Below are 26,755 nucleotides of genomic sequence, written 5' to 3' on the forward strand. Positions count from 1 at the left end.
CACAGGGGGCAAAGACCTTAGATGGACCAGTTCGGCGAGATGACGGTATTCCTGCGCGTGATCGAGGAAGGCAGTTTTTCCGGTGCCGGCAGAAGGCTCGAGCTATCGCCTTCGGCGGTGAGCAAGCTCATCGCGCGTATGGAGGCACGCCTTGGCGTGCGGCTGTTCGAGCGGGTTGCCGCAGCCATACGCCTGACCCAGGAAGGCGAGCGCTTTCGCACCGCCAGCCAGCGCGTGGTGCAGGCCATGGAGCAGGCCGAGGCTTGTGTGCGTGTGGCCGATGCCGAAATCTCGGGCACGGTGCGCATCCATACGGCGCTGACCACGGCCAAGTACCTGGTCGCGCCACGCCTGCACCTGCTGCTGGACCGGCACCCGCGACTGCACCTGGACTTCGTCCTCGGCACGGAGCGCGGCGACTTCGTGCGTCAGGGCATAGACGTCGCCATCCACAGCGGCAGGCCTACGGAGCAGACGCTGATCGGCCGCCCGCTGATGCTCAGGCCTTGGGTGATAGCCGCGGCGCCGCAGTACCTCCAGCGTTTCGGCCATCCCGAGCAGCCCGAGGACCTGCTGCAGCACCGCTGCCTGAACTTCACCATACGCACGCAGTGGAACCGCTGGACTTTCCACGAGGAAGGCGGGCTCAAGACCATAGACATCCCCAGCCACATCGGCGCCAACCAGGGCGAACTGTTGCGCAGCCTGGCGCTGCTGGGCCACGGCGTGGTGCGACTGGCCCACTTCCATATCGCCGCCGACCTGGAGCGTGGAACCCTGGTGCCGCTGCTGCAGCAGTTCCAGGAGCGCAGCGAGGACGACCGCTTCTACCTGCTATATCCGCGCGGCAGATCCCTGGCACCGCGCGTGCGCGCCGTAGTGGATTTCCTCGCGGGAGAGTTCGGCTGAGCGGGCATCACCCCAGGCATTGCCGCGCGCAGTCGAGCAGGCAGAGCGCCCTTGGATCTGGGCACCCGAGCAATACCGGCCTGGCAGGTGCTCAGGGAGCAGGGCCGCACGCCGGAGGCGGCCAGCTTCACGCCCTGAGCCTGGCCATATCAGGCCTGGGGAGGCTGCTCGTCGACGTCGGCGCCAGGGTAGCGCGCAAAGCGGCGATTCTCGGTGCCATGCACCGGATCACTGTCCTTCCAGGGCCAGCCGCCGAACTGGGTGCGGCGATAGTCCTGCATGGCCTGCATGATCTCCTCCTGCGTGTTCATCACAAAGGGGCCATATTGCGCCACCTTCTCGCCAATCGGCTTGCCCTGCAGCAGCACCAGTTCTGCACTGACATCGCCGGTGTTGACCAGCTCCAGCTCGCGCTGAGCGTCGACATGCATGGCCAGATGGTCGTTCACGGTTTCGCCACCCACAGTCATGCTCTTGCCTACGAAGAAGTAGAGCATGCGGTGAGTTTGCTCACCTGCAGCCCTGGGCAGGGTCCAGCGGGCACCGGGCTCCAGCTCCAGCGTCCAGATGGCCACATCGCTGTCGGCCTGGGAAGCCCAGGATTCGGGTGGTGGCTGCAAGGCCTTGCCCGCACCGTCCAGGGCACCAGCCACCACGGTGACGGTGGTTTTGCGGCCCGCCGCATCGCTGAAGCTCTGACGAGGAATCTGCTCGTTCCAGAACATGGTGAAGTGGGGCTCCACCATCTTGTTCCTCGCAGGCAGGTTCAGCCAGATCTGGAACAGTTCAAGCGGATTGGGCTTGTCGCTGCTCAGCAGCGGAAACATCTCCGAGTGCTGGATGCCCTTGCCGGCAGTGAGCCACTGCACATCGCCGCCGCCGAAGCGCGCGGCTGCGCCCAGCGAGTCCGCATGGTCGATGCGACCCTTGCGCACCAGGGTCACGGTCTCGAAGCCGCGATGCGGGTGGCCCGGGAAGCCCGGAACCGGCTCGCCGTGGTACATCGAGAAACCGTCCCTGGCACTGAAATCGCTGCCCATTTCGCGTCCCTCGAACTCCACGGCCTGCACGCCCATCTTTCCGTTGCTGGCCGGATAGCTGTCATCGTGGTGAGCGCAGAACAGGAAGGGGTCCAGGCAGGGCCAGCGCGGACCCAGGGGGGCACTTTCCAGAATGGGTGGGCGATTCGTGGTCATGGAGTTCTCCTCTTGAGAAGCCGCTGCCAGCTGCAGGGCCTGAAGTCTCGAAGATAAGGCCGGCCCACGGGTTTGAAAGACATCACCACTGGGACAGTACTTGCCGCTTTTGCAACAACGGCAAGCCTGTGCCGCCCGAGCCGGCGCTCAGCCGCGCGGCGGAATGTTCAGGCCTTTTTGCGTCGCCGGGCGGGCCATGAAGGCCTTGAGCACGCGCTGCAACTCGGTGAACCCGCTCCAGCCCACCAGCTCGGCGGCGTTGTAGCCGTTCTCGTCGACCATATTGCGCACCCAGGGCCAGATGGCGATGTCGGCAATCGTGATCTGCTCGCCCATGATCCACTCGCGGCCCTGCATGCGCTGCTCCAGCACGCCCAGCAGGCGTTTGGACTCGTTGATGTAGCGATCGCGCGGGCGCTTGTCCTCGAAGTCCTTGCCCGCGAACTTGTGGAAGAAGCCGACCTGGCCGAACATGGGTCCCACGCCGCCCATCTGGAACATCAGCCACTGCAGCGTCTCGTAGCGCGCCGCGGGGTCTGCGGGCAGCAGCGGGCTGCCGCTCTTTTCGGCCAGGTAGATCAGGATGGCCGCCGACTCGAACAGCGCCAGCGGCTTTCCGCCCGGGCCTTGCGGGTCGATGATGGCGGGAATCTTGTTGTTGGGGAAAGTGCCGACAAACTCCGGCGTGAGCTGGTCATTGGTCTGGAAGCTGACCAGGTGCGCCTCGTAGGGCAGCTGCATCTCCTCCAGCGCAATCGACACCTTCACGCCGTTGGGCGTGGGCAGCGAGTACAGCTGGATGCGCTCGGGGTGCTGCGCGGGCCATTTGCGGGTCACGGAAAAATCGGCGAGGACTTGGGGTTGCGTCATGGGTTTCCTTCGGAGCGTGTTGGCAATCTCTGCGGCCCCGCATGGGGCTGTCGGCGTGGCCTGGCAAGCCACGACACAGAGCGCCCGAGCATCCTAACGGTTGTCATGCGGCCTTGCAGGCAGCGCTGCCGATGGCTGGGATGGCCAGATGCGGGTACGCAGATTCCCTCATCGAAGCCAGTGCCTGAGCCGGTGATATTGGGTGTTTGATAAAAAAGTGAACCACGGAGACATCACATGCATCAGCTTCCTGGCAGGCCCGATTCTTTTTTCACCGGCACAAAGGCGCCTGCTTGCACTTTGCTGCGCCGACGGCAAGTGCTGGGCCTAGGCGCTACCGCGCTGGCTGCAGGGCTGATGCTGGCCAGCGGTGCGACCGCTGCCGCAAGCTTTCCGGAGCGCGCCGTGACGGTCGTCGTGCCATATTCGCCGGCCGGAGGCGTGGACATCGTGACCAGGCTGGTCACCACGCCCATGGCGGAGTTTCTGGGTCAGTCCATCGTGGTGGAAAACAAGCCCGGAGGCGGCACGAATATCGGCATGGCGGCAGTGGCACGCTCCGCGCCCAATGGCTATATGCTGCTGACGGCCTCGAATACGCTGACCACCAACAAGGCACTGTACTCCAAGCTCAGCTTCGACCCGGCAGTTGACCTGATTCCGGTAGGGCGCATCGGCGAGGCGCCACTGGTGGTCGTGGTCAACGCCAGGTCACCATACAAAAGCCTGGCCGAACTGATCGCAGCGGGCAAGGCCAAGCCCGGCGCCCTGTCCTATGGCACGGCAGGAGTGGGCAGTTCGGGCCATATGGCAAGCGCCTTGCTGGAAAGGGCAGGACAGTTCAAGGGCGTCCATATTCCCTACAAGGGAGGATCCACCGCAGTGACGGACCTGCTGGGCGGGCGTCTGGACTTCATGGCCATCAATCCGCTGGAAGTCGCGGGCCATGTGAACAGCGGCAACCTGCGCGCACTGGCGGTGCTCAACAAGAATGGCTCGCGCCTGCTGCCCCAGGTGCCTACTGCACGCTCCCTGGGTGTGGATGTACAGGCCACCGTATGGTGGGGCCTGGTAGCCCCCAAGGGAACGCCCGAGGCCGTGATCCAGACGCTGAACGCCGCACTCAACAAGGCACTGACCACGCCTGCGGTCACCCAGACGTTGGCCGATATGGGCGCCACGCCCCTGGGAGGAACACCGGCACAGTTCGGCAGCTTCATCCAGGCCGAAACCCGGGAACTAGGCGACGCCATCCGGGCCGCCGATATTCGCGCGGACTGATGCCGGAGAAGGCCGCTCAGCGCAGCAACTGCCAGAACATCTGCACGCAGGGTGATGGCGCCTGCTGCATGCTGACCAGCGCGATGCGCGAATGGCGCGCGGCGTCGGCCAGCGGCTGCAGCACCACGCCGGGCGGGCAGATGCGTTCATAGACGCTGGGCACGATGGACAGCCCCAGGCCGGCGGCCACCAGCGCCAGCATGGTCGAGGTCTCGCGTGCCGGCTGGGCGATGCGCGGCACAAAGCCGGCCTCGCTGCACAGCGCCAGAATATGTTCGTGCAGACCACCGCCCAGTACGGCCGGATGCAGCACAAACGGCTGGTCGGCCAGGCTGCTCAGAGCCTGTGCCTGGCCCGCAGCCGCCTTGGCATGTGCCACCGGCAGGGCCAGCTTCAACTCGTCGCGCCACAGCGTCTGCTCCCGGATCGGCACGGGGATGCGAAACGTCGGCGAGGGGCGCATGAAGCCGATATCGATCTGCCCGGCCGTCAATGCCGCGATCTGCTCGCCCGTGGTCATATGCTGCAGGTCCAGCTCCACCTGCGGGTGGCGGCTGCGAAAGTCGCGCAGCATAGTGGAGAACTCCTCAAACAGCGGCACCGATGCCGTGAAGGCGATGCGCAGCCGCCCCGCCAGACCATGGGCCGCCATGCGCACCAGCTCGCCGGCCTGCTGGTGCAGCTCCACGATCTGCCGCGCCTTGTCCTGCAGCAGCAGGCCTGCCGGCGTCAGCGCCACGGCACGGCGCGAGCGCTCGAACAACTGCGCCCCCATCTCCTGCTCCAGCAGACGGATCTGCTGGCTCAGCGGGGGCTGGCTCATATGCAAGCGCTGGGCCGCACGGCTGAAATTCAGCTCCTCGGCCACAGCCAGAAAACAGGTCAGACGGCGCAAATCCATAGGACGATTTTCGTATCAAGTCCAGACGCAAACGGTATTGGACGCAAAGACCGCAGCTTTTCACAATCCGCTCAGCCGCAGAAGCCATGACAACCGTAGCTGTCTGCGTTGATTCAATAAGGGTTCAAGGCCTATCCAGACCAGCCCGATACAGAGAGACATTGATGAAGCCGTTTCCCCTTTTCACCGTCCGCCGAGCCCTGCTGATCAGTGCCGTGGCCCTGGCCGCAGGCTGCGCCCAGCAACCGGGCAGCACGCCCAAGGAGCCCGTGCGCCTCATGACCTCGGGTGGCTTCACTGAAGCACACAAGCTGCTGGCGCCGCAGTTCACGGCCCAGACCGGCCTGGCAGTGGAGTCGGCCTATGGCTCGTCCATGGGAGCCTCGCCCACCTCGATTCCCAATCGCCTGAGCAAAGGCGAGAAGGCCGACGTGGTGATTCTGGCACGCGGCGCGCTTGACGATCTGGCCGCCAAGGGCCTGGTGCGCAACGGCACCCAGATCGACCTGGTGCGCTCTGCCGTGGGCGTGGCCGTGAAGAAGGGTGCCCCCATCCCCGACATCAGCAGCGAGGACAAGCTGCGCCAGGTGCTGCTCAACGCCAAGAGCATTGCCTACTCGGCCAGCGCCAGCGGCACCTATTACGAAACCCAGATGCTCAGGAAACTCGGCATTCACGATCAGGTCATGCCCAAGAGCAGGAAGATCGTGACCGAGCGCGTGGGCACCATCGTGGCGCGAGGCGAGGCCGAAATCGGCCTGCAGCAGGTCAGCGAGCTGCTGCCCATCGAGGGCATCAGCTATGTCGGCACCCTGCCCGATTCGGTGCAGCACTACACCCTCTTCTCGGCCGGCACGGCCAGTACCTCGACCAACCCGCAGGGGCTGGAGCAGTTGCTCAAGTACTACACCTCGCCAGCCGCCGCCAAGACGATTCGTGAAACCGGCCTGGAGCCCATTGCCAAGCCCCGCTGAGCATCGCACGAACCCGCAAAAAAGCCCGCCAGGCAAAGCCTGCGGGCTTTTTTGTCACCGCCAGCTCAGCGCTTGCTGCCCGGGCCGGCTTTCTGCACCAGGGCCACGGTCAGCCCCTGGGCGGTGACGGTAATGGCGCCAGGCTCCATCGCCAGCGCATCGACCAGGGCCAGATCCTGGTCCTGCAGCTGATAGAGCACCACCTGGCCCATGGCCTGCTCGGCCAAGGCCGTGGCATAGGTGCCCAGCATATCGCTGAGCGCGGGCGACAGCCCTTCCATGCTGAGCTGGTTGACCTTGATCTGGTAGGCGCGCAAGGTGCGGTCGGTGGGTTCATAGCGCAGCGCGAAATCGACATTGAGCAGGCCGCTGTACTGCTCCTTGAGCACCTTGCCGCTGAGCTCGGCCGGAATCACGGCGTTGAGCATATTGCGCTCGGGCAGCATGCTCAGCTGCGGCGCCTTCAGGTCCAGATGCAGCAAGCCCGCCACGGGGAACTGCCTGGGGAAGCGCCTGGCCAGCATCTCCTGCAGCTTCTGCTGGCTCACGCTCACGCTGCTGGGCACGGACTTGCCCGAGCAGCCTGTGGCAGCCATTCCCAATCCCAATACTGTCACCGCCAACCATGAGCGCCGATTCATCACGACCACCGAACTCCGTAAAACCTGATTCAAAACCCGTGCAAACGCCTGATAAACCAACGCTGTCAGCTATGGTTTTTGAGTACTCCATTGTCTCCGAGCCTGCTATTCCACAGAGTCTCGATGGATGATTGCAGTTCCCCATCTGACGCAATCTGCAGGTAAAAGACTGTTATCTAACGTCCGACGCCATCCGGGGTTGACTGTCAACGCAAGCAGCTGTGCATGCACAATGATTCGCATGACCGCATATCCCTCTTCCCTCAGCCATGAGGCACTGACAGCCGCCGCCCAGGACACCAGCCTGCCCGAGCAGATCCTGACCCAGTGGTTCGGCAGCGCCAGGCCCGGCAATGCCGATGCCCTCAAGCACAAGGCGCAGTGGTTCACCAAATCGGCAGCCTTCGACGAGGCGCTGCGCCAGCGCTTTGGCACAGCGGTGGAAGCCGCTCTGGGCGGTGCGCTGCAGCACTGGGCAACCCAGGGCCCATGGCAGCAGCTGGCGCTGGTGATCCTGCTGGACCAGTTCACGCGCAATATCCACCGCAACACCCCCAAGAGCTTTGCCGGTGACGCGCAGGCCCTGGCACTGGCGCTGCAGGCGGTGGACTCCGGCGCAGACCGGCAACTGCCAGAGGTGGCCCGCGTCTTCATGTATCTGCCGCTGGAACATGCCGAAGACCCGGCCATGCAGCAACGCAGCGTGGCCGCCTTCGAGGCTTTGCTGGAGAGCACCACGGACGCCGAGCTGCGCGACTATCTGGCCGGAACGCTGGACTACGCCCATCGCCATCAGGCGGTGATAGCGCGCTTTTGCCGTTTCCCGCACCGCAACCACATTCTGGGCCGCGCCAGCACCGCCGAAGAGGCCGAGTATCTGGCCCAGCCCGGTTCAGGCTTCTAGGGCGATCACGAGCCGCGCGTAGCCTCGCGCAACGCGGGCTCCTGGCGTGGCTTGGGCTGGCGCTCAGGTTTTTTGCCCGCCCCCAGGTCGCGGTGGCGCATGGCCCAGCGCTCCACTGTGTAGAACGACAGCGCCGACAGCGCGGTCGAGATCAGCAGGCCGACGACCACGGTCACGGGCCAGGAGTAATCGGCGCGCAGATAGCGCACCACCGGGTAATGCCAGAGGTAGATGCCATAGGACAGCTGGCCCAGCTTGATGAGCAGCGGTGCCGTCAGCATTTCATAGACCAGTCCCGCGGGCTTTTGCACGGCCAGCAGAACGACCAGGGCCGCGCATTCCACCACCGTGATACCCCAGACCATGGCGTGCTGGTTGTCCCATTCCAGCTCCATGATCAGCGGCACGGCCAGCACAAACCACATGGTGTAGGCGCGCAGCGACTGCAGACGCTCTATCCATCGAGGGTGCTCCATCATCAGCGCCGCCAGCAAGGCGCCCGCCAGCAGCCCCGAGGCCCGCGTATCGAAACGGAAAAAGATTTCGTAGAACTGCTGGCCCTGCACCACCCAGAAGATGCGCCACAGCGTGCTCAGCAGCCACAATGCCAGCAGCGGTGCCCAGACCCGGCCAGGCGTGGCCTTGCGCAGCAGCAGGACCAGCAGCGGCGGCCAGATCAGATAGAAATGCTCCTCCACCGACAGCGACCACATGTGCAGCAGCGTGTCTGGACTGTCGAAGAAAGCAATGCCGTAGTCGGCCAGGTAGAGGATGGAGACCAGGGCGTCCGAATAGATATCCGTGAGGTCTGGCCAGATAAAGGGCGCGAACACGCAGTACGCGACCAGAAACAGCGCCAGCGCAGGCATGAGACGGAAGAAGCGGCGGCGGTAAAAGCGCCAGTAATCGAGCTTGCCATGCTGCCGATACTCCATCAGCAGCAAGGAGGTGATCAAAAAGCCGCTGAGCACGAAGAACAGATCGACGCCGAAGAAGGCGCCATCGAACATCGGGGCATGTGCATGCGAGAGCAGCACCAGCACAATGGCTATGCCTCTCAATCCATCGAGCGCTGGGTTGTAGCGCAGCTTGAACGCCGACTCCACCAAAACCGGACACCTTTCCTTTCGCCCAGGCACGGGCCGGGCTTGCAGACAAACAATCACAGCCATGCACAAGACATGGCTGAAGCAGTATTCAGAGTTTGAGCAAAGAGGCAGTAACAGCTCTTTGCAGCGACCCGGGGGTCACTGAGCGCATGAAAACGCGCTCGGGGGTGCCGGAACCTGGCAGGCGATTTGTCTGCTTCAGCTCACTGACGGTGAGACGGCAGATTGTTATGAATGCCCACAGCCAGACGGCTTGGCGTCTGTTGACAGGTGAACAGACCGGGCCAATTTGAACAGATTTTTGCCGCCGCCCCAAACCAGAGGCAGAGCTTGCCGGGCTCTGGCAGGGTCTTGGCAAGCCGTGTTAACAATTAAGAACAAAAACAGCACGCCGCGCTCCACCCATCGGCATCATCAGCTATCAAATTCGAAGCTTCAGGATGACTTGCGGCGCCCGCAGGCGGGTGCACTCTGGTGAACATCGCGCCACAGCAGCATCTCGGCCACGCGTTCGGACTTGTCGTCATCAAAGCCCAGCTTCTGCGCGCGCTCGGCGGGGTTGGTCCAGGTGCCGAACAGCATGTCCCACAGCGGCAGACCGTAGTTCTGCGCATGGTGGCCATGCTGATGGTGCACGGTATGCATTTCCGGGCGCTGCAGCACATAGCCAAGCCAGCGCGGCGTGCGCATGTCGGCATGGGTGAACAGGTCGAAGGCCGCCGTCAGTCCCAGAGCCACGGCTGCCGCCGCCGGGCTGGCACCCAGCACCCAGTAGCTGGAGATCACGCTCAGCAGCATGGCAGCGCAGGAGTCCAGCGGGTGGGCGTAGAACGAGGTCAGCACCTCGATGCGACGCGCGCTGTGATGCAGCTGGTGAAACACGCGCCACAGCAGGTCAGAGGCATGGGTGGCGCGATGCCACCAGTAAAAGACAAAGCTGGTGATGAAAAAGCTCAGCAGCCCCACCAGCATCGGGTTCCAGCGTGCGCCCACATCCAGCAGCGCATGCTGGCGAATGCGCTCCTCCAGCAACCAGCCCAGCACCAGCGTGCAGACCAGCGTCAGCGCGCCCAGGGCGCTGCTGTAGATCAGCCAGCGCCGGTCGCAGAGATTGCGCGAGGCAGGCGCAATCACCTCGCGCGTGAAGACTGCCACGAACAGCAGCGCAATCAGCGGATAGACCAGGTACTCCAGCACGGCAATCATTCCCCCTGAGGTTTGCCATGCAGTCTATCGACTGGCGCCGCTCCAGTGCTTTATTGGGGCAATACGAACTGCTCCAGCGGCGTGTCGTTGGGCGCGGCCAGCTGTTTCTTGAGCACCTCGCCCATAGGCAGGTTCAGGTTCACGTTCTTGGGCGCAATGGGCTGCATGAACCATTTGTTGTAGAGCTTGTGCAGCTCGCCCGAACGGATCATCTGCAAAATGGCGCCGTCCACGGCCTTCTTGATCTGCGGGTCGTTCTTGCTGAACTGGATGGCAATCGGCTCGGCACCGATCACCTCTCCCACGATCTTGTAGCCCTTGGGATTCTTGCTCTGGCCGATCACGCCGGCCAGCATGTTGTCGTCCAGCACAAAGGCATCGACGCGACCCGACTCCAGCATCAGAAAGCTCTCGAACTGGTCCTTGCTCATCAGCGTCTTGAAGTTCAGCTCGTTGTCGCTGGCGTACTTGCGCAGAATCTGCACCGCCGTCGTGCCCGTGATGGCGCCCACATTGCGCCCCTGCAGCTGCTTGAAGGAGGTGATGCCCGAGTCGGCACGCACGGCCATGCGCACCTCGCTGACATAGGTGGTCAAGCCAAACGCCACCTGCTTCTGGCGCGTTAGGTTGTTGGTCATGCTGGCGCAGTTGAAATCGGCCGTGCCGTTGTTGATCAGCGGCATGGTGTTCTGCGGCGTCAGCACCATGTATTTGAGCTGGGCCCGGGGCGCGATCGCATGCACCACACGCTCGCAGAGGTCCATGTGATAGCCGACGAACTTCTCGTTGGCACCGATCGCGTAGGACATGGGAACTGCTGCCTCTCTTACCCCCAGCACCACGGTGCCGCCAGCCTGCCAGCGCTGCAGCGTGGGCGATGCGGACAGATCCACCGCCGTATCGATACCGGAGCCGATACTGGAACTCGCCGCTTCGGTCTTGCCCGCAGCCATGGCCGAACCCGCACATACCAGCGCTGCTGCCAGACCACCCCATTTCAACGACTTGCGCATCACCCACTCCCGAAAAACAAAAGCGCCGAGACCTCTGGTCATCGGCGCTATCACCCACCCGATCCGGCACACACCTCATGCAGTCATGAGGCCCTGGCCCGATTGTCCGTGTTCGCTTATTGCTTTGAGTGGAATGCTTATGCCTGCACGGCGCTTCATGCGTCGCGTTTGGCGGGGGGCGTCCCCATCAGTTCACGCAGGCGCTGGTGGATGCTGTCGGCCTCATCGACCGGCTGCTGGTGCTTGGCCTGCAGATAATGCTCGGTGAACACGCCCAGATAGCTCTCCAGCACGCGGCCGGCCTGCATATCGCCGGCATCGCCCACCAGTTCCAGACACAGGGCCGCCACCTCGCTGGTGCAGAAATGGTCGTCGCGCTTGGATCTGCGCAACTGATAGCGCGAGATCAGGTCCGGGTGCAAGCTGAGCACGGGAAAGCCATCGAGATACGGGCTTTTGCGAAACATCTTGCGTGCCTCGGACCAGGTCGCATCCAGCAGTATGAACAGCGGGCGCCTGCCGGGCTGCAGCGCGCGGCTGTCGCCGCCGTCCAGCGTCTCCACCACACGCTCGGCAGGCTCGGCATATTCGCCGGGAAACACCACATAGGGCTGCCATTGCGGATCGGCCAGCAAGGCCTCCAGCTGCGGATCCACCTCGGTGCGCGACCAGCCAAAGGCATGGGTGTCCTTCACCACATCGGCAATCAGCCAGCCCGTGTTGCTGGGCTTGAGCGGCTCGGCATCATGCATCAGCAGGCAGAAGGCCGCGCGCGTGGCCAGCTCGGGGCGCAGCGCGCACATGCAGTGCGAGGGGCGCAAACGGCAGCCCTCGCAGCGCTCGCCCTTGGGGCCGCCACGCGCCAGAAACGGACGCGTGCTGCGCGCCAGCCGGGCCTGGCGCAAGCGCGAGACGGCATGCGGAGCCAGCGTGGAGGCAACGCTTTTCTGCGGGGTCAGAGCGGCGGGGGACAAGGGCATGGAAACGGGCAAGACGGACACCAGCAGGTTCAGACAGATGCCCGGATTGTCCCGTCTTTGCCAATTCCAGTGCTGATGCTGCAGGAGCGCCTGCTTAGTCGCAGTCGCCCTGCTCGAAGGTCGGACCACGGCCAAAACTGAACACCGTGGGCCCGGCATTCCTGAGTCCGGCAGAGATCACGCTCCTGAATCGGTCCGGCTCACAGTTGAAACGTGTGTCCAGCACATAGTCCTCGGACTCCGCCTTGACCATGGCATCGCGCCAGGCGGCAGTCGCATTCAGCACCTTGCCGTCCACCATGGGGGCCTGCACCGAGTAATTGATGAAGTTGGTCAAGCGCGAGCCCTTGGCCTCCAGATAGACCACGGGGTCGGCGGCATTGCCGCACAGCGTCAGGCAGTCAGCGTAGTAACGGCTGTCCAGCAAAGGCTCGAAGCCGCCAAAGGTCAGATCGCCGAGCTTGATGTCGGGCTGACCCTCGGACACGTTCAACACGCTCTTGAGCGAGAGATTGCAGCTGGGCGCGATATCGATCTCGACAGACTCGATCACCTTGTCGGCCTCGTCGCTGACCAGGGTGATATCGCAGCCGTCGGTGCGGAACTGGTGGCGGTGGAATTCCGAACGCATGGCCGGGCCGGCAATCTTTTCCACATAGGCCAGATTCATGCCTATGGTTTCGGTGCTGAACAACTGGTCGATCACGCGCTTGGCCTGGGCGGCAGGCTGTGCAGGCGCGGGCGCCGGTGCAACGGCCGGGGCCTGTGCCGGGGCTTCAGTCTTGGAGTCCGAGCAGGCCAGAAGCAGGGCTGCGCCAGCCATGGCAGCGGTCCAGGCTGCGCAGCGTTTGATCCAGCGATAAGGCATCTGCATATCCTTGTGAGTTCGCAAGCCCCGCAATATAGGTGCAGGCCCCGAAATCACCAAGAACAAGAGGCTTCAGCTCCCAACGCACTCCAGCTCGAACAGCGGCATATCGGCCTGACGACTCAGCCATACGCCGCCGCCCAGCTCCTTGAAGTGAGGCTGCAGGCCGCGGCGGTACAGCTCGGCACGATGGCGATACAGGCGCGGGTCGGTCAGTTCCTCGTCGATGATGTCGCGCTCGTAGTCCTCACGTGCCACGGCCTCGATGTAGAGAGCGCCGCGCGACAGCCGGCCCAGATTGGCCAGTGCCTTTTTCAGATCTGCCGGGCTCAGATAGGGCAGCACGCCCTGGCAGATCACCAGATCGAAAGGCTGGCCATCTTTGGGCTGCCAATCCACCACCGAGCCCTGCTCCCAGCCATAGCGCTCGCACAGATAGGGGCTGAACTCCACGCCCTGATACTGCACGCCCGGGAAATGCGTCTGCATCGCCTCGCGCCACAGGCCTATGCCGCAGCCCACATCAAGCACACGCTGCACGGGCACGCGCAGATACGCAAGATACGAGCAGACAAACGCACCCAGCCGCCGCGCGTGCTCTGGGTCGATCACGCTGGTCTTCTTGTCAAAGTAAAAGCGCTGGTAATACGCCTCGTCAAACCACTCGTTGCTTGCTGATTGCACGCAGCCTCCTTCAAAAAACAAACGGCGCCCGAAGACGCCGCACGGCTTGGCTATTCTTGCGCCTGAGCCTTGGCGACTGGCGCACTACAACGCAGAGACGCCAAGCAAGAGCCGCCTCGCGGCGATGGCGCCGCCCTCCTTCCGCGAAGCGGGAAAAGGGGAAAGAGGGAAGGCGCGCAGCGCCTGAGAGGGTTAAACCCGGCCCACTACCGACCAGCCCTTGCGCTGATCCTGCTTGTTGTTCTCGTAGTCCCACACCGTGCCGCAGCGCTCGCAGACATAACGGGTCACCGTCGCCGTGCTCGAGCCTCGCTCCTCCTTGCGGTTGCCGCGCTGCATCAGTTCGGCATGGCCGGGGGCTTTGCGCCAGTTGCGCTGAATGCCGGCACAGGCGTCGCACAGATGGTCTTCGGCAGGAGTGGAGGTGTTGGTCATGAAAAAACTACTGAATGTGGTGCAGACCCCGGACGTCTGCCCGCGCTGCAAAACAGCCATTGTGCCGCCTGCCCCGGTTTTGCACCGGGGGCCAAAGCAGCATCACCGCTTGCAGGTCGGGCATGACCGCGCCCCATATTGCCATTCGGGGCTCAAGGCCTTGCCCTGAAAGCGCAGAAAGCTCCTGTTTTTGATCCCCACCGCTGAAGACAAAAAAGGCCGCTTGCGCGGCCCTGGTTCAGTCGGCCTCAATCAGGCCTTCGCGGGGCGATAGGCCAGACAGATCTTGTTGCCGTCGGGGTCGCGCAGATAGGCCAGATACATGGAGTCGCCGCGCCAGCCCGGCGCGTCCTCGATAGACACGCCGCCCGCTGCCAGGCCCGCCGCATGGGCCGCATTCACCTGATCGGTGGACTGTGCCAGAAAGCCCGTGGTCGCGCCATTTCCCGAGCTGGCCGACTCGCCGTTGATGGGGGTGGAGATGGCAAACACGCCCGTGGGGCTGCGGTAGAAGAAGCGGTTCTTGTTGGCAACGCCGGGCGCAATGCCCAGCTGACCCAGCAGTGCGTCGTAAAAGCGCTTGCTGGACTCCAGATCATTTACACCCAGCATGATGTGGCTAAACATGGTTGTCTCCTGGAAAAGCCCTGTTTCGGGCGAAGATGGGAAATAGGCAAGCCATCGTAACGGGAGCTTGCCGTCCTCTTCTGTCACCCATTTTCAGCCCACCATGCTGCCAGACCATTTCACCCCGGTTCCCCTGGACAAGTCCTACCGCCTGCTCAATCACGGCCCCACGGTCATCGTCTCGGCCCAGCATGCAGGCGAGCGCAACGCCATGAGCGCTGCCTGGGTCTGCGCGCTCGATTTCGCACCGCCCAAGATCAGCGTGGTGCTCGACAAGGCCACGCGCACGCGTGCGCTGGTCGAGGGCAGCGGCCTCTTCGCCCTGCAACTGCCCACCGTGCCCCAGGCCGCCCTGACGGTGGGCATAGGTACGGACAGCGCAGCGACCGAACCTCACAAACTCGCCAAGCATGTAGTGCAGCTTTTCGACGCACCGGGCCTGGCTGTACCGCTGGTGGCAGGCTGCGCAGCCTGGCTGGTCTGCAAGCTGATCCCCGAGCCGCATAACCAGCAAAGCTATGACCTGTTCATCGCCGAAGTCGTGGCAGCCTGGGCCGACGAACGCGTGTTCCGCAATGGACACTGGGAGTTCGGCTCCGCGCCTGCCGAACTGCGCACCCTGCACTATGTGGCGGGCGGGCAGTTCTTCGCGATTGGCGAATCGGTGCTCGTGAAATAGAAGGTTTCATGGCTGCATCGCTTATGCATAAAGCGATGGCAGCTATCAAAATAATTCGCACTTTGCCGTGACAGCCACTGACACCCTCAGGCGCCCTGGCCCGCAGCGCCTGCGCACCCGGGTATTTGTAACCGCCTTGATTTAGACTGCATCACTGACTGACATATCAAACAACCCGTGACTGCAGGTGCCGTACCGCCGCATAGGGCAACGATCTCTGCTATCAATCACCGTGAAGTGACAGGCCATGGCGCAAGAGTTTTTTGATCCCGTGCTGTTCATCAAGGAAGATGCGCCGACGTCGGTCGATCTGTCGCAGACACCGTTTTTCTGCAATATCCACGGGTTCCCGCACTATTGCGCAGAGCTGCCCACAGGCTTGAAGCTGATGGAGCCTGCCACCAGCGATCCCAATGCCGCCCTCGGCAACGCATACCGCGTCCTTTCTGCGACCACCACCTACCCGGACCCCAAGTACGGCAATCAGACCAGACTGGAGTTCCAGGCCGATCGGGTCGAGTACAAGGCCATTGCAGCCACGCATAAAACTGCAGCGGCATTCGGCATGACGCTGATAGAGCCGGGCCAGGGAATTCGCATCACCAGCCCACAGCCGCATCTTTCGCTGGTCGACTATGAGTACGGCATGTTTGCCGGGCACCGCTCGCCCTATGAGGGCACCGGCTACCGCCTGCTGGGCAAGGTCTGTACCGACCTCGAGCATCACGATTTCCCGCATGTCTTCACCTCCATCGACCCGCACCTGCCGCTGGTGATTTCGGTGGGAAAGTACTGGCCACAGCAGCAGAAAATCTGTCTCGCCGACCTCTGGCTGCCGCGTGGCATGGCCTTGTATGTGCCTCCCCGGCCCAATCTGCCCGGGCAGACTTGCCTGGATCTGCACGGCAACCGCAATGCGGCCCTGGCCTGCTGGCGCGGGATAGAGCGATCCAGCGTCAAAACCCAGACCCTGCTGCAGACCGAGGGCGGCTATTTCTACTGGTTCTGGAACGAGCTGCCCACCACCCACCCTCTTCTCGATCTGACAGGAGCGTCCCATGCTTGAAGCCCGCCCCCGCCTGCGTACCCTTGAACCCGACACGGACAACGGCCTCTACCAGACGCTGCTGGAGTCCACCCTGGCGATTCCCTTCAAGATTGACTGGACCACGAAGAAATACAGCTATATCGGCCCGCAGATCGCTGATCTGCTGGGCTGGAGTCCCGAGAGCTGGGAGACCGTGAACGACTGGGCCGAACGCATCCACCCCGACGAGCGCGAACAAACCGTCTCGCGCTGCGTGGAGCTTTGCCTGGCTGGCGTGGATCACGAGGCCGAGTACCGTGCGCTGACCAGCGACAACCGCTTTGTCTGGGTCAAGGAAGTCGTGCATGTGCTGTGCGACAAACAGGGCCAGCCCACAGCGCTGATCGGCTTCACCTTCGACATCACAGAGCAGAAAAAATCCGAGCATTTGCGGGCCGAGCTCGAGGCCCAGAAACTCTCCAACGCGCGCCTGCAGGAGCGCCTGCGCCTGACCCACGACCTGCACGACGGCCTGGGCAGCGAGCTGGTCCATATGATTGCGTCCGTCGAGCAGGGCAGCGATGCCCTGACCCGGCCCCAGGTGCTGTCCATGCTCAAGCTCATCCGCAACGATCTGCGCCAGAGCATAGACAGCAACGCCTCGGTCCAGGTGCGCGTGCCCGCCACTCCACAGGAATGGCTGGCCCCCTTGCGCCGCCGCTTCAACGACCTGTTCGAGGCCCTGGGTGTGCGCTGCGACTGGCAGTTTCCGCAAAGCTGGAGCCAGCCACCCAACGCGCTGCAATACCTGGCTCTGACCCGGCTGATCGAAGAGGCGCTGACCAACGTCATCAAGCACAGCCAGGCCCGTCATGTGCGCCTGTCGCTGGTGCAGCCTCAAGCGCAGGAGCTGCTGCTGGAGATCGAGGACGACGGCGTAGGCTTCGATGTGCAGGCCGTGGATGCGTCGGGCCTGGGCCTAGGCATGCGCTCCATGGCGGTGCGCATTGCGCGGGTCGGTGGACTGCTGGGGATTGAGTCGTCGCCGGGGCGGACTGCTTTGACGGCGAAGGTGGTGTTGGGGGCTGAGAACTGAGCTTTTTTGCGCTTTAGGGCTTGCCTAGCTTACGGCTATAGCTATTCTTTTTAGCACCTTGCTTGGTTTGAGTTCTGAGGCCGGGTCTCGCCCCGGCAGGCGAGTTACTTTCGTGTTCACGCACGAAAGTAACCAAAGAACGTGCCCCGACTGTCCGCGTCCCTACGCTTCGCTACGCGCAAACCTGCGTCACGCCATTCAGTCTGCGGTGCGGCAAAACTCGCTTTGCGCTGCGCGCGCCGCTCAAACAGGTTGCCGCAAGTCAGAGCACGCTGCATTGGCACTCTTCGGTGCCAATGCCCGCAGCCCGAACCGCGTGCCGCAGGCACAGACACACGGGTGAATGCGGGTGGCCTGCGAGAGCTATGAGCAAATCGGGCTGTAACGCTTATTCAGCAAACGCAAGCAGCTATCAAAAGCACAAAGAAGCTATCCCGCATCCGGTATTGCCCCTTTTGCCCACGCCGGCGACGGCAAGCTCTTGGGGCTGGCAGTTGCACCGCAGAGTGCAACTGCATCGTCATCCAATCTGCGGCGACCTGTTTGAACGGAGCGCTGAAAGCGCGAAGTGAGTTTTGCCGCACAGCCCCAAGAGCTTGACGGCGCAGGTTGCCCGCAGCGAAGCGGAGGGTCGTGGGCAGCAGGGGCTGGCTCTTTGCCTACTTTCTTGCGAAGAAAGTAGGTCGGCTGGCGGGCCGAGACCTGCCTTCTGTCAGCCGACAAGGCATGTCCCCGGAACAAAAAACTCAAGCCAAATCGAACTTAGCACAAGGCAAACCAAGAGCTGACAGCTATCAAAACAAGAAGGGCATGCGGCCCACCAAGAACCACATGCCCAATCAGCCTCAAACTCAGGCGCACAAAGCGCCATCAGCTATCAATATTCGAGGCAGATCTTGCCGAAATGCCTGCCAGCGGCCTGGTGCTCGAAGGCCGCCACCATCTGCTCCAGTGGATAGCGGCTGTCGATCACGGGTTTCCAGCCGAAGTTCTCCAGCGCGCGCACCATGTCCTGCTGCTGCTCGCGGCTGCCGACGATCAGGCCCTTGAGGGTTTGCTGCTTGCGCATCATCTCCACCGTGGGCACGGCGCCCGCAAAGCCGGTCAGCACGCCGATCAGCGCGATATGACCGCCCACGGCGCAGGCGCGAATGGATTGAGGCAGGGTACCGGGGCCACCGACCTCGACCACGATGTCGGCACCGCGACCGCCGGTGGCGGCCAGCACGGCGTCGCCCCATTCGGGCTGCTCCTTGTAGTTGATCACCAGATCGGCCCCCAATGCCTTGAGCTGCTCGGCCTTGGCCGCGCTGGAGGTGGTGGCGATGACGGTGGCGCCCATGCTCTTGGCCATCTGCAGCGCAAAGATGGAAACGCCGCCCGTGCCCAGCACCAGCACGGTGTCGCCGGCCTTGAGATGCCCGTCCACCACCAGCGCACGCCAGGCGGTGAGGCCGGCCGTGGTCAGCGTGGCGGCCTCGGCATGGCTCCAGCCCTTGGGTGCATGGGTAAAGCTGGTGGCGGGCAGGTTCACGAACTCGCGTGCAAAGCCGTCCACGCCGTCGCCGGGTACGAGCTGGAAGTCGGAGGGCACATGGCGGCCCGACAGCCATCGCGGAAAGAAGGTGGAGACCACGGCATCGCCCACGGCAAATTCCGTCACGCCTGCGCCCACGGCCGTGACCAGACCAGCGCCGTCTGCCATGGGAATGCGGCCGTCGGCCGCCGCGCCGGGGCGGCGCACCACGCCCAGGTCGTGGTAGTTGAGCGAACTGGCGTGAATACGCACCTGGATCTCGCCCGCAGCAGGCGCCGCAGGTGCGGGCAGGTCGACAAGCTTCAGGTTTTCAAAACCGCCGGGGGCGGCCAGTTGCATGACTTTCATGGAGTGCTCCTCAAGAGGGTGAAACAGATGCTCTGCATGGTGCCGTCTATGCACTCCAGCCGCCAGTACCAACATATTTGTTGGGTAGTATTAAAAATGTAAGCAATGCATGACTACGGGCCGGCGCTACGATGTTGGCGTCCAGAACTGCAGCGAGGTGCCCATGAAACGATTGAACAGCAAGAGCGGCTGCGCCGTGGAGGTGACGCTGTCGGTCATGGGCGGCACCTGGAAGCCCATCATCCTGTTCCAGCTGCTGCATGGCAAAAAGCGCTTTGGCGAGCTGAGCCGTGCCATCCCCGGCATCACCCAGCGCATGCTGACGCTGCAACTGCGCGAGCTGGAAGAGGCCGGCATTGTGGAGCGCACGGTGTATGCCGAAGTGCCGCCGCGCGTGGACTATGCGCTGACCGAGCTGGGCCGCAGCCTGCAGCCGGTGCTGATCGCCATGCGCAACTGGGGCATCGCATACAGCAAGAACTTTGCTCAGGCCGAGGCCGAGCCCATGCATGACACAGATCAGAACAGCGCAAGCTGCCTTCCAGACTTGAAGCAGAAACAGGCTTGAACGCCTACCCATCAAGCGTCAACAGCTATCAATTCCAATAAATCAACAGCAAAAAGCCCGCAGGCTGCAAAAGCTTGCGGGCTTGGGTCTGAAGCAGCAGGGCTTACTTGCCGGCGGTCAGCGTGGTGTAGCTGTTGATCAGGTTGCGGTAGTCAGGGATGTGGTTGGAGAACAGAGTCCCCAAGCCCTCGATATCGTTGCGCCAGTCGCGGTGCAGCTCGCAGGCCGCGCCGAACCAGGTCATGAGCTGGGCGCCGGCCTGCTCCATGCGGCTCCAGGCGGCCTGCTGGGTCATGCTGTTGAAGGTGCCAGAGGCATCGGCAATGACGAACACCTCGAAGCCTTCTGCCAGTGCCGATAGCACGGGGAAAGCCACGCAGACCTCGGTCACCACGCCGGCCACGATGAGCTGCTTCTTGCCCGTGGCCTTGACGGCCTTGACGAAGTCCTCGTTGTCCCAGGCATTGATCTGGCCGGGACGGGCGATATAGGGAGCCGTGGGAAATTTCTGCTTGAGCTCGGGCACCAGGGGCCCGTTGGGGCCGGTCTCGAAGCTGGTGGTCAGAATCGTGGGCAGCTTGAAGTACTCGGCCATGTCGGCCAGGGCCAGCACATTGTTCTTGAACTTGTCGGGGTCGATATCGCGCACCAGGGACAGCAGGCCGGTCTGATGATCCACCAGCAGCACGGCGGCATTGTCCTTGTCGAGGCGAATATAGGGTTTGTTGCTCATGACGATCTCCTTCAGAGGTAGTGGAGGGGGTGAGGAAAATCAAACGCGCCGGGAATCCAGCACTTCGTGGTTCTGGATCACTTCCTGCGCCTTGGCGTAGCTTTCAATCAGCAACTGGTAGTTGGGGAAGATGCCTGTATAGGCCTGGGCCCACTCGGCCGCGTCGTCGCGGTTCCAGGTCTTTTGCAGCTCCGAGGCCACGGCCGCGGTATCCATGGGCACCACACCGGCCTGCAGCATGCGGGCCAGAGTGATTTCCTCGGCCATCTTGGAGTAGGTGCCCGACGCGTCGATGACGGCAAACACCTGGTAGCCATCGGCCACGGCAGCGATGGAGGGAAAGGCCATGCAGACGCTGGTGATGGTGCCGGCGATGATGAGCTGCTTCTTGCCCGTGGCCTTGACGGCCTTGACGAAGTCTTCGTTGTCCCAGGCATTGATCTCGCCCTTGCGTGCCACGTAGGTGGCGTGAGGTGCGTTCTGGTGTATTTCGGGAATCAGCGGACCGTTGGGGCCCTGAGGCACGGAGGCCGTGGTGATCACGGGGATCTTGGCCAGCGAAGCGATCTTGGCCAGCGTGCTGGCCAGACGGCGCAGCGTGGTGAACGGCATATCCTGCACGGTCTGGAACAGGCCGCTCTGGTGGTCGATCAGCAGCATGGCCACGTTGTCGGGATCAATCACGGGCTTGGCGCCGTTGAAATTGGCGGGGATGGCTGCGGTCTGGATGCTCATGGAAGTCTCCTTGGAGTTGGGTGCGAAGGCAGAGGTCTCGCTCCCCGGCCGCATCGCTGCAGGGCCGGGGATACGGTGGCACTGAGGGCTCAGTGGTTCGGCACGGCCGTGGGCGCATGGCGCTCGGCCGCCGGAATGCGGCCGAACTGGCCGCTGCGGAAGTCCTCCAGCGCCTGCTGGATTTCCTCGTCGCTGTTCATGACGAAGGGGCCGTAGCCGACCACGGGCTCGTCAATCGGCTCGCCTGACAGCCAAAGCAGCGTGACGTCGCTGCTGGCTTCCAGATGCACGCTGTCCGCAGCGCGATCCATATGCACCAGCTGTCCGGCGCGGGCAATCTCCTGTCCGTTGACCAGCAGCGTGCCGTGCAGCACCACCAGCGCCAGCGTGCGGCCGGCCCGGGCCTGCAGCTCGGTGGCTGCTCCGGCGTTCAGCCTCACATCCCAGACATCAATGGGCGTGAAGGTCTTCGCCGGGCCGCGATAGGCAGGCCCCTCGCTGCCAAGGTAGTCACCGGCAATGACACGCAGATGACCCGCACCGTCCGCCAACGCGACCTGCGGGATGTCGGCATTCAGCAGGGTCTGGTAGCCGGGGGCGGACATCTTGTCCCTGGCCGGCAGGTTGACCCACAGCTGCACCATCTCCAGCGGGCCGCCGCTCTTGGCAAAGGCTTCGGAGTGGTACTCCTCGTGCAGGATGCCCGAGGCCGCCGTCATCCACTGCACGTCGCCGGGGCCGATGGTGCCGCCGGCGCCCGTGGAGTCGCGGTGGGCCACTTCACCCTCGTAGACGATGGTCACGGTCTCGAAGCCGCGGTGCGGATGCGTGCCCACGCCGCGCCGCACCGTGGTGGGCGTGAAGTTCTGGGGACCGGCGTGATCCAGCAGCAGAAAGGGGCTCAGGGCCCTGCCGTGGTCGCCATAGCTGAACAGCGAGCGCACCGGAAAGCCATTGCCCACCCAGTGGGGTCGGGGAGCTTCGTAGACACCCAGGATTTTCTTGAGCATGACATTTCTCCTTGCGGCTGGCCTGCGGTCCCTGTGGATGCCGCAGGCGTTGAACATGGAGAAAGTATGAATTTGGAACGATGACTTGAGTAGCCCACAATATTCAGCCTCAGAGTTCTATTTTTAAAACGATGAAGCTGCCCGATCTCAACGAGCTCTACTACTTCGCCCAGGTGGTCGAGCATGGTGGATTCGCACCTGCAGGCCGCGCCCTGGGGCTGCCCAAGTCCAAGCTCAGCCGCCGCGTGGCCCTGCTCGAAGAGCGCCTGGGCGCGCAATTGCTGCTGCGTTCCACGCGCAGCTTTGCCGTGACCGAGGTGGGCAAGCGCTACTACCAGCACTGCCGCGCCATGCTGACCGAGGCCGAGGCCGCCGAAGAGTCGGTGGCGCTGGTGCATTCCGAGCCCTGCGGCAAGGTGCGCATGAGCTGCCCCGTGGCCTTGCTGGCCTCACGCGTGGGTCGCATGCTGGGCGAATTCATGCGCCAGTACCCGCGCGTGGAGCTGCAGGTAGACGAGACCAACCGGCGCGTGGACGTGGTCGGCGAGGGGCTGGATCTGGCCCTGCGCGTGCGCCCGCCGCCGCTGCAGGACAGCGATCTGGTGCTGCGCACGCTGGCAGAGCGCCGGCAATGCCTGGTGGCCGCACCCGAGCTGCTGCAGCGCCTGGGTCAGCCCGGCGGCCCCATGGACCTGTCGGCCTGGCCCAGCCTGGACATGGGCGGCCTGCAGGAAACCCACCGCTGGGTGCTGCACGGACCCGACGCCGTGCGCGCCGAGGTCAGGCACCAGCCGCGGCTGGTGACGCAGTCCATGCTGGCCCTGCGCGATGCGGCTCTGCTGGGCGCCGGGGTGGTCCAGCTGCCCAGCATGTTCGTGCGCGAGGACCTGCGCAGCGGCACGCTGGTGCAGGTGCTGCCGGGCTGGGAGCCGCGCTCCGAAATCATCCACGCCGTCTACGCCTCGCGTCGCGGTCAGCTGCCCGCCGTGCGCGCCCTGCTCGACCATCTGGCCCAGTCCTTCAGGACCTTGTCGGAAGAATGAGCATCAAAACCGCCTGCAGCAATTTCTGGGTAAGCGCCGCAAGCTATCGAAACGATAGCTAAAGCATCAGCCCAGAGCCGCCTGGATATCGTCCGCCAGCTTCTCGGGCTTGTCCTGGGGCGCGTAGCGGCGTATCACCTGCCCGTCGCGGCCCACGAGGAATTTGGTGAAATTCCATTTGATGGACTTGGTGCCCAGCACGCCCGGCGCTTCAGAGGTGAGCCAGCGGTACAGCGGATGCGCACCGTCGCCGTTGACTTCGATCTTGTGCATGAGCGGGAAGCTGACGCCGAAGTTCAGCTCGCAAAAGCTCGCGATCTCGTCATCCGAGCCTTTTTCCTGGGCACCGAACTGGTTGCAGGGAAAGCCCAGCACCACCAGGCCCCGGTCCGCATATTGCTCGTGCAGTGCCTGCAAGCCTTTGTACTGGGGCGTGAAGCCGCAGGCACTGGCGGTATTCACGATCAGCAATACCTTGCCCTGGTACTGCGACAGAGGAATGCTGCGCCCCTGGATGTCGGTGGCTTCAAAGTCATAAACGCTGTTCGCCATGCTGATCTCCCGCCAAAGTGAAGCCCCAAGCTTAAGGCCGTCGGCAAAACATCTCACCATTGGAAACAAGCCTGCGCAGCCACGCCACGGAGACAATACCGGGGCTGCGACCATAGAAAAACCGATCCCCGCAAGCAGAGCGCCTGTTTTTTGGGCATTCTTCGCAGTCTTGCCTTCTTGCGGCCCTTGGCGGGCTGCCTTGCAACGTGCGTTTGTCCTTGAACGAATTGAAAGAAAAATGGGTAGCTCAGGCCACGGCTCTGTGGATGCGCGCTCGCGCCAGCACTGCCGGCCAGCGCATTGCGGCCCTGCCCTGGTGGCGTCGCTGGCCGACGCGGCGTGAATGGCGGTGGTTTGCCGCGGCCTTGCCGGTGCTGTTTGTCGTCTATGTGCTGCTGCTGATTCCGTTCACGCCCAGCATCAGCGACATCCGCAAGGCCAAGCTCGAGCAACCGGCCCAGATCCTGAGCGCCGACGGCAAGCTGATCGGAGAGTTCAAGCGCAGCAACCGCCAGTGGGTGCCGCTGGAGCAGATTTCGCCTGCCGTGGTCAAGGCACTCGTGGCCACCGAAGACCATCGTTTCTACGAGCACCATGGCATGGACTTCACGCGCACCGTGGGTTCGGTCATCCATACGCTGGGCGGCAATCCCCAGGGCGGCTCCACCATCACCCAGCAGCTGGCACGCAATCTCTATCCCACGGAAATCGGCCGCGCCCGCAATGTGAACCGCAAGCTCAAGGAGGCGATCACGGCCTTCAAGATCGAGGCGCTCTACACCAAGGACGAGATTCTCGAGACCTATCTGAACACCGTGCCCTTTCTCTACAACGCCTATGGCATAGAGATGGCGGCGCGCACCTATTTCGACAAGCCGGCGGCCAAGCTCACGGTGCTGGAAAGCGCCACGCTGGTGGGCATGCTCAAGGGCAATGCCTATTACAACCCCGTGATCAACCCCGACCGCGCGATTGCCCGGCGCAACACCGTGCTGAGTCAGATGGTCAAGCGCGGCGAGCTCAAGGACGATGAGTTCGAGCGCCTCAAGAAGCGCCCCATGCGTCTGGACTTCGAGCGCCAGGAGGAACCCACGGGCATGGCGCCGCATTTTTCCCAGCAGCTGCGCAAATGGCTGATCGCCTGGGCCGACAAGCACGACTACAACATCTATACCGACGGTCTGGTGGTGCGCACCACTCTGGATTCGCGTCTGCAGACCTGGGCGCAGCAGGCCGTGAACCGCCAGATGCATACGCTGCAGGGCATTGCCAACAACAACTGGAGCCACCGCGACGGCTGGAGCGCCGAGAACGCCCTGGTGCTGCAACTGGTGCGCGAGACGGAAGCCTTTCGCAAGCTCGCCAGAAGTGGCAGGCCTTCCGACATCAGCGAGGAAGAGGCGCTCAAGAAGCTGCTGGCCGACAAGGCCTTCATGAGGCAGCTGCGCGAGGACAAGACCCGCGTGCAGGCCGGCTTTCTGGCCATAGACCCGCGCACCTCGGCCGTTCTGGCCTGGGTGGGAAGCCGCGACTATGCCCAGGATGCGTTTGACCATGTGGCCCAGGCACGCCGCCAGCCCGGCTCCACCTTCAAGCCCTTTGTCTATGGCGCAGCCCTGCAGCGCGGCGCCAGGCCCGATGACACACGCAAGGACGAAGCCGTGGAAATCCAGCTGCCCGGCGGCGAAGTCTGGCGCCCCAGCGACGCCGTCGAGCCCACGGGCGTGCCCATGAAGCTCAGCGATGCGCTGGCCTATTCCAAGAACACCATCACTGCCGAGCTGGGCCAGGAAGTGGGCATGGACCGCGTCATCAAGCTGGCCCGCGGCCTGGGCGTGCGCCAGAGCCCGCTGGAGCCCGTGCCTTCGCTGGCACTGGGCTCCAGCCCCGTCACGCTGCTGGAAATGGTCAACGCCTACGGCAGCATCGCCAACTCCGGTCGCTACATCCCGCCCCAGCTGGTCACCCGTATCGAGAATGCCGATGGCGAGCTGCTGGCCGAATTCACCCCGCCCAAGCCCGATCAGGTCTGGGACGAGGAGGAGAACTACGGTCTGCTGGAGATGATGCGCGCCGTGATCGACAAGGGCACGGGCCGCGCGATTCGCAAGCAGTACGGCATTCGCGCCGATGTGGCCGGCAAGACCGGCACCACCCAGGGCAATGCCGACGGCTGGTTCATCCTCATGCACCCGCAGATCGTGGCCGGCGCCTGGGCCGGCTTCAACGATGCGCGCATCACGCTCCGGAGCGACCAGTGGGGCCAGGGCTCGCGCAGCGCCCTGCCCATGGTGGGTGACTTCATGTCGCGCGCCATGCGCAGCCCGCTGCTCAATGCCAAGGCCCGGTTCACCGAGCCCAACACCAGCCACTGGTGGAGCGATCTGGTCGGCCGCCTGCGCGACAAGGTTCAGGAATGGAGCGGGCCCGCAGATGAGGGCAACGACCCCGATCGCACAGCGCCGACAGCACCTACCCATCCAGCGCCCAACAGGAGCAATGGCAGCGAGGTCGACATCATAGAGAGCACGCCTGCAGCGCCGCCCTCGACCGGCGGCCAGCCGGCGCCGGCCGACAGCGGCGCCCAGCCGCCTGATCTCGACAGCAGCCCCGGACTGGCACCCGGCGAGATGATGCAGGCACCGGCCAGAACTCCCGCGCCTTCAAGCTGGAGCGATATAGGCACACCGCTGCCGCCAGCGGCGCCGCTGAATGTGCCGCAAGACAGCCCATAGCGCGGTTTTCAGCCACATGCCCCACTGGGCTGTCGAATAACTGGTCCAATTGCAGACCGATACCCGCCAGCAGGCCTCCCACCAGGAGGCCGCT

At 63.6% G+C, this 26,755-nt stretch carries 27 protein-coding genes; 10 read left to right on the forward strand and 17 right to left on the reverse strand.

From position 1 onward, the window contains the following. Positions 1–21 precede the first annotated feature (21 nt). The gene (locus NOX35_RS25875) at positions 22–909 is read left to right on the forward strand and encodes a LysR family transcriptional regulator (protein ID WP_256495209.1); all 888 of its coding nucleotides are present in this window, start codon (positions 22–24) and stop codon (positions 907–909) included. Positions 910–1,058: 149 nt separating this feature from the next. On the opposite strand, the gene NOX35_RS25880 is transcribed toward NOX35_RS25875, so the two are convergent. Next, positions 1,059–2,105 (reverse strand): pirin family protein, encoded by a 1,047-nt coding sequence (locus tag NOX35_RS25880; RefSeq protein WP_256495210.1) that lies wholly within the window; start codon positions 2,103–2,105, stop codon positions 1,059–1,061. A gap of 147 nt (positions 2,106–2,252) precedes the next feature. After that, positions 2,253–2,975, reverse strand: a complete 723-nt coding sequence (locus NOX35_RS25885; protein WP_182285013.1) for a glutathione binding-like protein — start codon at positions 2,973–2,975, stop codon at positions 2,253–2,255. A gap of 237 nt (positions 2,976–3,212) precedes the next feature. On the opposite strand from NOX35_RS25885, the gene NOX35_RS25890 reads away from it, so the two are divergent. Further along, positions 3,213–4,256 (forward strand): tripartite tricarboxylate transporter substrate binding protein, encoded by a 1,044-nt coding sequence (locus tag NOX35_RS25890; protein WP_256495211.1) that lies wholly within the window; start codon positions 3,213–3,215, stop codon positions 4,254–4,256. 16 nt (positions 4,257–4,272) lie between these two features. Here NOX35_RS25890 and NOX35_RS25895 read toward each other — a convergent pair whose 3' ends face one another. Next, the gene (locus tag NOX35_RS25895; RefSeq protein WP_256495212.1) at positions 4,273–5,157 is read right to left on the reverse strand and encodes a LysR family transcriptional regulator; all 885 of its coding nucleotides are present in this window, start codon (positions 5,155–5,157) and stop codon (positions 4,273–4,275) included. 164 nt (positions 5,158–5,321) lie between these two features. Here NOX35_RS25895 and NOX35_RS25900 point away from each other — a divergent pair, with 164 nt between their 5' ends. Then, complete coding sequence (locus tag NOX35_RS25900; protein WP_256495214.1) at positions 5,322–6,131, forward strand: substrate-binding domain-containing protein; 810 nt, start codon at positions 5,322–5,324, stop codon at positions 6,129–6,131. Between the two features lie 65 nt (positions 6,132–6,196). Here NOX35_RS25900 and NOX35_RS25905 read toward each other — a convergent pair whose 3' ends face one another. Continuing rightward, positions 6,197–6,727 (reverse strand): DUF1439 domain-containing protein, encoded by a 531-nt coding sequence (locus tag NOX35_RS25905; protein WP_182285017.1) that lies wholly within the window; start codon positions 6,725–6,727, stop codon positions 6,197–6,199. Positions 6,728–7,013: 286 nt separating this feature from the next. Between NOX35_RS25905 and NOX35_RS25910 the strand changes: the two genes are divergently transcribed. Further along, positions 7,014–7,676, forward strand: coding sequence for a DUF924 family protein (locus NOX35_RS25910; RefSeq protein ID WP_256495215.1), 663 nt, complete (start codon positions 7,014–7,016; stop codon positions 7,674–7,676). Positions 7,677–7,681: 5 nt separating this feature from the next. Here the strand turns inward: NOX35_RS25910 and NOX35_RS25915 are convergent, their stop codons facing one another. The 8 genes from NOX35_RS25915 to NOX35_RS25950 form a co-directional block, all read right to left on the reverse strand. Beyond that, a complete protein-coding gene (locus tag NOX35_RS25915; protein ID WP_182285019.1) occupies positions 7,682–8,785 on the reverse strand; it encodes an acyltransferase in 1,104 nt (367 codons plus the stop codon). A gap of 435 nt (positions 8,786–9,220) precedes the next feature. Next, on the reverse strand, positions 9,221–9,991 hold the full coding sequence (locus tag NOX35_RS25920) for a sterol desaturase family protein (RefSeq protein ID WP_182285020.1): 771 nt from the start codon (positions 9,989–9,991) through the stop codon (positions 9,221–9,223). A 50-nt stretch (positions 9,992–10,041) separates the two neighbouring features. After that, the gene (locus tag NOX35_RS25925) at positions 10,042–11,004 is read right to left on the reverse strand and encodes a transporter substrate-binding domain-containing protein (protein ID WP_256495216.1); all 963 of its coding nucleotides are present in this window, start codon (positions 11,002–11,004) and stop codon (positions 10,042–10,044) included. Positions 11,005–11,159: 155 nt separating this feature from the next. Beyond that, positions 11,160–11,996 (reverse strand): tRNA-uridine aminocarboxypropyltransferase, encoded by an 837-nt coding sequence (locus tag NOX35_RS25930; protein WP_371878561.1) that lies wholly within the window; start codon positions 11,994–11,996, stop codon positions 11,160–11,162. A gap of 82 nt (positions 11,997–12,078) precedes the next feature. Continuing rightward, a complete protein-coding gene (locus NOX35_RS25935) occupies positions 12,079–12,852 on the reverse strand; it encodes a hypothetical protein (RefSeq protein WP_256495219.1) in 774 nt (257 codons plus the stop codon). A gap of 72 nt (positions 12,853–12,924) precedes the next feature. Next, positions 12,925–13,536, reverse strand: coding sequence for a class I SAM-dependent methyltransferase (locus NOX35_RS25940; RefSeq protein WP_256495220.1), 612 nt, complete (start codon positions 13,534–13,536; stop codon positions 12,925–12,927). A 192-nt stretch (positions 13,537–13,728) separates the two neighbouring features. Continuing rightward, positions 13,729–13,971, reverse strand: coding sequence for a hypothetical protein (locus NOX35_RS25945; RefSeq protein WP_182285024.1), 243 nt, complete (start codon positions 13,969–13,971; stop codon positions 13,729–13,731). Positions 13,972–14,223: 252 nt separating this feature from the next. Continuing rightward, complete coding sequence (locus tag NOX35_RS25950; protein WP_003072386.1) at positions 14,224–14,598, reverse strand: VOC family protein; 375 nt, start codon at positions 14,596–14,598, stop codon at positions 14,224–14,226. Between the two features lie 103 nt (positions 14,599–14,701). Between NOX35_RS25950 and NOX35_RS25955 the strand changes: the two genes are divergently transcribed. The 3 genes from NOX35_RS25955 (at position 14,702) to NOX35_RS25965 (ending at position 17,400) form a co-directional block, all read left to right on the forward strand. Next, positions 14,702–15,277, forward strand: coding sequence for a flavin reductase family protein (locus NOX35_RS25955; protein ID WP_256495221.1), 576 nt, complete (start codon positions 14,702–14,704; stop codon positions 15,275–15,277). A gap of 247 nt (positions 15,278–15,524) precedes the next feature. Then, complete coding sequence (locus NOX35_RS25960; protein ID WP_182285026.1) at positions 15,525–16,343, forward strand: hypothetical protein; 819 nt, start codon at positions 15,525–15,527, stop codon at positions 16,341–16,343. Beyond that, on the forward strand, positions 16,336–17,400 hold the full coding sequence (locus NOX35_RS25965) for a PAS domain-containing protein (RefSeq protein ID WP_182285027.1): 1,065 nt from the start codon (positions 16,336–16,338) through the stop codon (positions 17,398–17,400). Before NOX35_RS25960 ends, NOX35_RS25965 begins: the two co-directional genes overlap by 8 nt. Before the next feature lie 877 nt (positions 17,401–18,277). On the opposite strand, the gene NOX35_RS25970 is transcribed toward NOX35_RS25965, so the two are convergent. Next, positions 18,278–19,285 (reverse strand): NAD(P)-dependent alcohol dehydrogenase, encoded by a 1,008-nt coding sequence (locus NOX35_RS25970; RefSeq protein ID WP_256495223.1) that lies wholly within the window; start codon positions 19,283–19,285, stop codon positions 18,278–18,280. Positions 19,286–19,448: 163 nt separating this feature from the next. Between NOX35_RS25970 and NOX35_RS25975 the strand changes: the two genes are divergently transcribed. Next, positions 19,449–19,853 (forward strand): helix-turn-helix domain-containing protein, encoded by a 405-nt coding sequence (locus NOX35_RS25975; protein WP_256495225.1) that lies wholly within the window; start codon positions 19,449–19,451, stop codon positions 19,851–19,853. A 103-nt stretch (positions 19,854–19,956) separates the two neighbouring features. Here the strand turns inward: NOX35_RS25975 and ycaC are convergent, their stop codons facing one another. The 3 genes from ycaC to NOX35_RS25990 all read right to left on the reverse strand — a co-directional run bounded on the left by ycaC (position 19,957) and on the right by NOX35_RS25990 (position 22,331). Next, positions 19,957–20,586, reverse strand: coding sequence for an isochorismate family cysteine hydrolase YcaC (ycaC, locus tag NOX35_RS25980; RefSeq protein WP_256495226.1), 630 nt, complete (start codon positions 20,584–20,586; stop codon positions 19,957–19,959). Between the two features lie 39 nt (positions 20,587–20,625). Further along, the gene (locus tag NOX35_RS25985) at positions 20,626–21,321 is read right to left on the reverse strand and encodes a hydrolase (RefSeq protein ID WP_182285031.1); all 696 of its coding nucleotides are present in this window, start codon (positions 21,319–21,321) and stop codon (positions 20,626–20,628) included. Positions 21,322–21,410: 89 nt separating this feature from the next. Further along, positions 21,411–22,331 (reverse strand): pirin family protein, encoded by a 921-nt coding sequence (locus NOX35_RS25990; protein WP_182285032.1) that lies wholly within the window; start codon positions 22,329–22,331, stop codon positions 21,411–21,413. A gap of 131 nt (positions 22,332–22,462) precedes the next feature. Between NOX35_RS25990 and NOX35_RS25995 the strand changes: the two genes are divergently transcribed. Then, positions 22,463–23,374, forward strand: a complete 912-nt coding sequence (locus tag NOX35_RS25995; RefSeq protein WP_182285033.1) for a LysR family transcriptional regulator — start codon at positions 22,463–22,465, stop codon at positions 23,372–23,374. 66 nt (positions 23,375–23,440) lie between these two features. Here NOX35_RS25995 and NOX35_RS26000 read toward each other — a convergent pair whose 3' ends face one another. Further along, the gene (locus NOX35_RS26000; protein WP_182285034.1) at positions 23,441–23,926 is read right to left on the reverse strand and encodes a glutathione peroxidase; all 486 of its coding nucleotides are present in this window, start codon (positions 23,924–23,926) and stop codon (positions 23,441–23,443) included. Positions 23,927–24,192: 266 nt separating this feature from the next. Between NOX35_RS26000 and NOX35_RS26005 the strand changes: the two genes are divergently transcribed. Continuing rightward, positions 24,193–26,661 (forward strand): penicillin-binding protein 1A, encoded by a 2,469-nt coding sequence (locus tag NOX35_RS26005; RefSeq protein ID WP_256496963.1) that lies wholly within the window; start codon positions 24,193–24,195, stop codon positions 26,659–26,661. The last annotated feature ends 94 nt before the right edge of the window (positions 26,662–26,755 follow it).

Origin of the sequence: Comamonas sp. C11 (assembly GCF_024496285.1) — a bacterium.
Taxonomy (GTDB): Bacteria; Pseudomonadota; Gammaproteobacteria; order Burkholderiales; family Burkholderiaceae_C; genus Comamonas; species Comamonas testosteroni_F.

Excerpts from the sequence above, each read along its gene's own strand:
- NOX35_RS25875 (WP_256495209.1), top strand. The coding sequence starts at position 22 with ATGGACCAGTTCGGCGAGATGACGGTATTCCTGCGCGTGATCGAGGAA.
- NOX35_RS26000 (WP_182285034.1), bottom strand. The coding sequence starts at position 23,926 with ATGGCGAACAGCGTTTATGACTTTGAAGCCACCGACATCCAGGGGCGC.
- ycaC (WP_256495226.1), bottom strand. The coding sequence starts at position 20,586 with ATGAGCAACAAACCCTATATTCGCCTCGACAAGGACAATGCCGCCGTG.
- NOX35_RS26005 (WP_256496963.1), top strand. The coding sequence starts at position 24,193 with ATGCGCGCTCGCGCCAGCACTGCCGGCCAGCGCATTGCGGCCCTGCCC.
- NOX35_RS25990 (WP_182285032.1), bottom strand. The coding sequence starts at position 22,331 with ATGCTCAAGAAAATCCTGGGTGTCTACGAAGCTCCCCGACCCCACTGG.
- NOX35_RS25975 (WP_256495225.1), top strand. The coding sequence starts at position 19,449 with ATGAAACGATTGAACAGCAAGAGCGGCTGCGCCGTGGAGGTGACGCTG.
- NOX35_RS25950 (WP_003072386.1), bottom strand. The coding sequence starts at position 14,598 with ATGTTTAGCCACATCATGCTGGGTGTAAATGATCTGGAGTCCAGCAAG.
- NOX35_RS25965 (WP_182285027.1), top strand. The coding sequence starts at position 16,336 with ATGCTTGAAGCCCGCCCCCGCCTGCGTACCCTTGAACCCGACACGGAC.
- NOX35_RS25985 (WP_182285031.1), bottom strand. The coding sequence starts at position 21,321 with ATGAGCATCCAGACCGCAGCCATCCCCGCCAATTTCAACGGCGCCAAG.
- NOX35_RS25935 (WP_256495219.1), bottom strand. The coding sequence starts at position 12,852 with ATGCCTTATCGCTGGATCAAACGCTGCGCAGCCTGGACCGCTGCCATG.
- NOX35_RS25885 (WP_182285013.1), bottom strand. The coding sequence starts at position 2,975 with ATGACGCAACCCCAAGTCCTCGCCGATTTTTCCGTGACCCGCAAATGG.
- NOX35_RS25910 (WP_256495215.1), top strand. The coding sequence starts at position 7,014 with ATGACCGCATATCCCTCTTCCCTCAGCCATGAGGCACTGACAGCCGCC.
- NOX35_RS25960 (WP_182285026.1), top strand. The coding sequence starts at position 15,525 with ATGGCGCAAGAGTTTTTTGATCCCGTGCTGTTCATCAAGGAAGATGCG.
- NOX35_RS25970 (WP_256495223.1), bottom strand. The coding sequence starts at position 19,285 with ATGAAAGTCATGCAACTGGCCGCCCCCGGCGGTTTTGAAAACCTGAAG.
- NOX35_RS25905 (WP_182285017.1), bottom strand. The coding sequence starts at position 6,727 with ATGGCTGCCACAGGCTGCTCGGGCAAGTCCGTGCCCAGCAGCGTGAGC.
- NOX35_RS25995 (WP_182285033.1), top strand. The coding sequence starts at position 22,463 with ATGAAGCTGCCCGATCTCAACGAGCTCTACTACTTCGCCCAGGTGGTC.
- NOX35_RS25925 (WP_256495216.1), bottom strand. The coding sequence starts at position 11,004 with ATGCGCAAGTCGTTGAAATGGGGTGGTCTGGCAGCAGCGCTGGTATGT.
- NOX35_RS25920 (WP_182285020.1), bottom strand. The coding sequence starts at position 9,991 with ATGATTGCCGTGCTGGAGTACCTGGTCTATCCGCTGATTGCGCTGCTG.
- NOX35_RS25945 (WP_182285024.1), bottom strand. The coding sequence starts at position 13,971 with ATGACCAACACCTCCACTCCTGCCGAAGACCATCTGTGCGACGCCTGT.
- NOX35_RS25890 (WP_256495211.1), top strand. The coding sequence starts at position 3,213 with ATGCATCAGCTTCCTGGCAGGCCCGATTCTTTTTTCACCGGCACAAAG.
- NOX35_RS25880 (WP_256495210.1), bottom strand. The coding sequence starts at position 2,105 with ATGACCACGAATCGCCCACCCATTCTGGAAAGTGCCCCCCTGGGTCCG.
- NOX35_RS25900 (WP_256495214.1), top strand. The coding sequence starts at position 5,322 with ATGAAGCCGTTTCCCCTTTTCACCGTCCGCCGAGCCCTGCTGATCAGT.
- NOX35_RS25955 (WP_256495221.1), top strand. The coding sequence starts at position 14,702 with ATGCTGCCAGACCATTTCACCCCGGTTCCCCTGGACAAGTCCTACCGC.
- NOX35_RS25895 (WP_256495212.1), bottom strand. The coding sequence starts at position 5,157 with ATGGATTTGCGCCGTCTGACCTGTTTTCTGGCTGTGGCCGAGGAGCTG.